The organism is Brevundimonas sp. (assembly GCF_032107865.1).
Taxonomy (GTDB): Bacteria; Pseudomonadota; Alphaproteobacteria; order Caulobacterales; family Caulobacteraceae; genus Brevundimonas.
This window is the reverse complement of record NZ_DAMCNG010000255.1, coordinates 1-3,568: the sequence shown is the minus strand read 5'-3', so window position 1 is coordinate 3,568 and position 3,568 is coordinate 1. Positions and strand designations below refer to the sequence as shown.

The 3,568-nt window shown below is 65.5% G+C and carries 6 protein-coding genes and 1 tRNA gene; 4 read left to right on the top strand and 3 right to left on the bottom strand.

The window, feature by feature from the left end:
• Nucleotides 1-541 (top strand): TraB/GumN family protein (locus RT567_RS15015; protein WP_313577051.1); only part of this gene is annotated, 541 nt, incomplete at its 5' end.
• A 95-nt stretch (nucleotides 542-636) separates the two neighbouring features.
• Nucleotides 637-711: transfer RNA gene (locus RT567_RS15010), tRNA-Gly, on the top strand.
• Nucleotides 712-715: 4 nt separating this feature from the next.
• Here the strand turns inward: RT567_RS15010 and RT567_RS15005 are convergent.
• The 3 genes from RT567_RS15005 to RT567_RS14995 all read right to left on the bottom strand — a co-directional run bounded on the left by RT567_RS15005 (nucleotide 716) and on the right by RT567_RS14995 (nucleotide 2,486).
• Entirely contained in the window at nucleotides 716-1,366 is a 651-nt protein-coding gene (locus tag RT567_RS15005; RefSeq protein WP_313577050.1) for a DoxX family protein, read from the bottom strand.
• On the bottom strand, nucleotides 1,347-1,505 hold the full coding sequence (locus tag RT567_RS15000) for a hypothetical protein (RefSeq protein ID WP_313577049.1): 159 nt from the start codon (nucleotides 1,503-1,505) through the stop codon (nucleotides 1,347-1,349). Before RT567_RS15000 ends, RT567_RS15005 begins: the two co-directional genes overlap by 20 nt.
• Nucleotides 1,506-1,745: 240 nt before the next feature.
• Nucleotides 1,746-2,486: a DUF3313 family protein gene (locus tag RT567_RS14995; protein WP_313577048.1), complete on the bottom strand. Its 741-nt coding sequence runs from the start codon at nucleotides 2,484-2,486 to the stop codon at nucleotides 1,746-1,748.
• 39 nt (nucleotides 2,487-2,525) lie between these two features.
• Between RT567_RS14995 and RT567_RS14990 the strand changes: the two genes are divergently transcribed.
• Nucleotides 2,526-3,221: an RNA polymerase sigma factor gene (locus RT567_RS14990; RefSeq protein ID WP_313577047.1), complete on the top strand. Its 696-nt coding sequence runs from the start codon at nucleotides 2,526-2,528 to the stop codon at nucleotides 3,219-3,221.
• Nucleotides 3,222-3,312: 91 nt separating this feature from the next.
• Nucleotides 3,313-3,568 (top strand): DUF4880 domain-containing protein (locus RT567_RS14985; protein ID WP_313577046.1); only part of this gene is annotated, 256 nt, incomplete at its 3' end.

Sequence of the window (3,568 nt, the reverse complement as noted above, 5' to 3'; positions counted from 1 at the left end):
CCGCTCCATCGGCGCGACGGCGGCTCAGCTGGACCCGCTGCGCCCGTGGTTCGCGGCCCTGCAGCTGGCCATGGCCAGCATCACCAAGGCCGGCTACCTGCCGCAGAACGGCGGCGATCAGGTGCTGCACGCCCGCGCCGCCGCCACGGGCAAGCCGATCAAGGGCTTCGAGACCATGCCGCAGCAGATCGGCTTCATCGCCGACATGTCGGAAGAGGCGCAACTGGCCATGCTGCGTTCGGGACTGAAGGAGTTCGACCAAGCGCCGGAGTTCCTGGGCCGCATGGTCGGCGCCTGGTCGACCGGCGACGTGGATGGCCTGGACGCCATGATCGGCCAGGAAATGAAGGCGGAATCGCCGGAGATGTACGAGATCATGCTGACGCGCCGCAACACGGACTGGACCAATCAGATCGTGGCGATGCTGGAAGGCTCGGGCACGGCCTTCATCTCGGTCGGCGCCGGCCACCTGGCGGGCGCCGACAGCGTCCAGACCATGCTGGCCAAGCGCGGCGTCACGGTCGAGGAAGTGCGCGACTGACCCGTCGCGGCCTCTGTCAAAAAATCCAAAGGCCCGGTTCGCCGGGCCTTTTCTTTTGGCCCGCGCCCTATATCTTCGCCGCTCGCTTCGGCGATGCGGGTATAGTTCAGAGGTAGAACGTCAGCTTCCCAAGCTGAATGTCGCGAGTTCGATTCTCGCTACCCGCTCCAACACTCAGCTGGATTTCGGCTCGGGTTTTTTCTGCATTTCGAACGACGTCGGAAGCTGAGCGTGTTCGCTCCACTCCCACCGACCAAGGACGATGATCAGCGACATCAGCAGGAGCGCGAAGTTCACGGACGCCAGGAAGATGTCGCCGTTGAGCGTGTGAAAGACGATCATGCCGCTGGCGACCGCCAGAACGCCCATGGCGCCGACCAGCATGATCGTACGGAACAGCGACCACGACACCAGCGGCGCCACGATGAACAGGGCGAGCGCGATCTCGATCCCGCCGATCACACGCAGCAGTTCCGTGTCGACCTGGGCCGGCCACGTCATCATCAGGGCCAGCAGGTCATGCTTCTGAGTGAGCTTCGCGTATCCGGCGCCGATGTAGAACATGGCCAGCCAAGCCTGCATCACCCACAGGAACAGGTGCATGTACAGACGTGAACGCCGCGCTGCGGTGGGTGTCGGCCCATGACGGTGCTGCAGTACGACCCAGGAACGGGGAAGCATGATCGATCTCGATTGGCGAAAGTGGATGGAAAAAGGTCCGTTCGCCCTGTTCAGCCGCTGAGGCTGCAAAGCGGTGCGACGGAAGCCGGGCCTGGCTCGCCTGACGGAGGTGCCGGAAGGGGCTTCATCGCCCGCCTCGGCCATCGGCGGCGCGCGTCGCCAGGCGGCGACGGCGCGCGAAGGCCAGCGCGTGCCGTCGGCCGGCGTTTGGGCGATGCACCCCCAACAGGTGGATGTAGAACATGGCCAGCCAGGTCTGCATGACCCGCAGAGCCATCTGCATGTACGGACGTGAAGGTCGCGCGAAGCGTGTCGGCTCGCGATCGCGCGATGTGGCCGGCCAAGAACGAGAACGCATGGTCGATCCGATCTGAAAAAGGTTGGGGAACCGCAGGGCCGATCGCACGCCCTCGACGCCAGAGACGAAAAGGGGGCCGGCTTCGGCGCCTCACGGAACGGGCGCAGACTGTCGATCAGTCCTTCTGGGGACCGGTCCCGGCCGCTTCGGGAAAATAGAGACCCGTCACGGAGAATCCACGGCCATGCTCGCGGCCATGCGGCCGATGTCGCGGCGCGGGCCGTAGGCGGCGCACGGGTCTGGGTCGGGGATCTTGATCTTCTTGCGGGCCTTGGTGGCGAAGGCTTCTCTCACCGCGTCTCCCATCGGCTCGGCCATCTGCAGGGCGTCGCCGACGCGCGAGAGCGAAGGCGTGTCCATGCCCACCACCTGGGCGGTGCGCGCCCACGAAATGGCGGCGATCTGGCGTACGCCGCCCGGCTCCAGCAGTTCCGACTCCACGGCCAGACCGCCGGTCGAGCCCGGCACCCGCAGGGTGACGACGGGAACGACGAAACCGCTGGCGGCGCTGACGACGGACCCCACGCGGCCGGTCAATTCAAACCGTACGATGGCCGTGCGGACCGTCGCGGTTTTCGGCGTCGGCGTCGTCACGACGACGAAGCGCTCGCTGACTTCGAAACAGATCTGACGATCCACCTCGCGCAGCACCATCGAACGCTCCGTCGCCGTCAGGCTTTCGCCGACGCGGGGCGCGAAGACCGCCTTTTCCAAGAAGACGCTGTCGATGCTGTCCGACGCGGCGTCGTCGCGACGCTGCTGAATCGAAGCCCCTTCGTTTATGCCGCCGCGCTTCTGCAGGTCGGCGTAGTTGCTGAGAAAGCCGGAGTTCGGCGCGGGCTTGGTGCTGCAGGCGGCGAGGCCCGCCATTGCGAGAATGGGGGCGATCATGAGCGCTCTGTTCATGAGATATCTCCGGTCGTCATCGTGGCTCACAGCGCCCTGATGCCGGCGCTCCACCAGAGACGCCGCCGCCCCGGACCTCCCTCAATCGAATTGAAAAATATTCTTCAGGACTCCAAATTCACGCATTGCGAAAAACGTCAGCGCATTGGAGAAGGCCGATTCTGGATATGGCGGCGTCTGACATCGGGGGTCTATTCGCACGTGACGTCGAACGCGAAAGCTGAACTTCTAGCCGTTTACTTGGAGCGCCGCCCCGCGCTCGTCCGGTTCTTTGCGACACGCACCGGATGCCCTGATCGTGCGGAAGACATCGTGCAGGACATCTACGTTAGACTTCAGGCCCTGTCGGAAACCTCTGCGCGTGAGATCGTCAGTCCCGCCGCCTTCCTGTACCGGATCGGCAACAATCTGATGCTGGACGGCGTCCGGCGACGACAACGCGCCTCAGCGCGCGACCAAGCCTGGTCCGAGACTTCGGGCGCGACGGCAGAGGGCGTATCGGTCGCCGACGCCCCCTCTCCCGAGGATGCGGCCTGGGCGCGGTTGAAGTTCGACCGGGTCGCCGCCGCCGTCGAGGAGCTCGCGCCCAATGTCCGCATCGCCCTTCGTCTGCACCGGATCGAAGGTCTAACCCATGCAGAGGTCGCCGCCCGCATGGGCGTCTCGCGCAGCTCGGTCGAAAAGTATCTGAGCACGGCCCTGGCCCATCTGTTGAAACGGGTCGGATGGCCATGAAATCAAGATTTCGCCGCTATTCATTGTGGGTCGCTGCGTTCCGCGACGTCTCTTTCTCTGGACGCCCCCTCGTCCTACGGGCTGAAGCCGCATGACACGCCATACCGCGCCCTTTTCCCAGAGCGTCATCGACCAGGCCTCGGCCTGGGCCGTCCGGCTGGGCGGCGGCGACATGTCCGAGACGGACTACCTGGCCCTTGAGGCCTGGTTGGAGGCCTCTCCCGATCATCCCCAGGCCCTGACGGAAGCCGAGCAGTTGTGGGCGGCGCTGGACGATGATCGCGGCGCGCTGGACGCCGCCTTGACGCAGGCCGCCGCCGCGACCGCGCCGACGCGCTCGGCCCTCG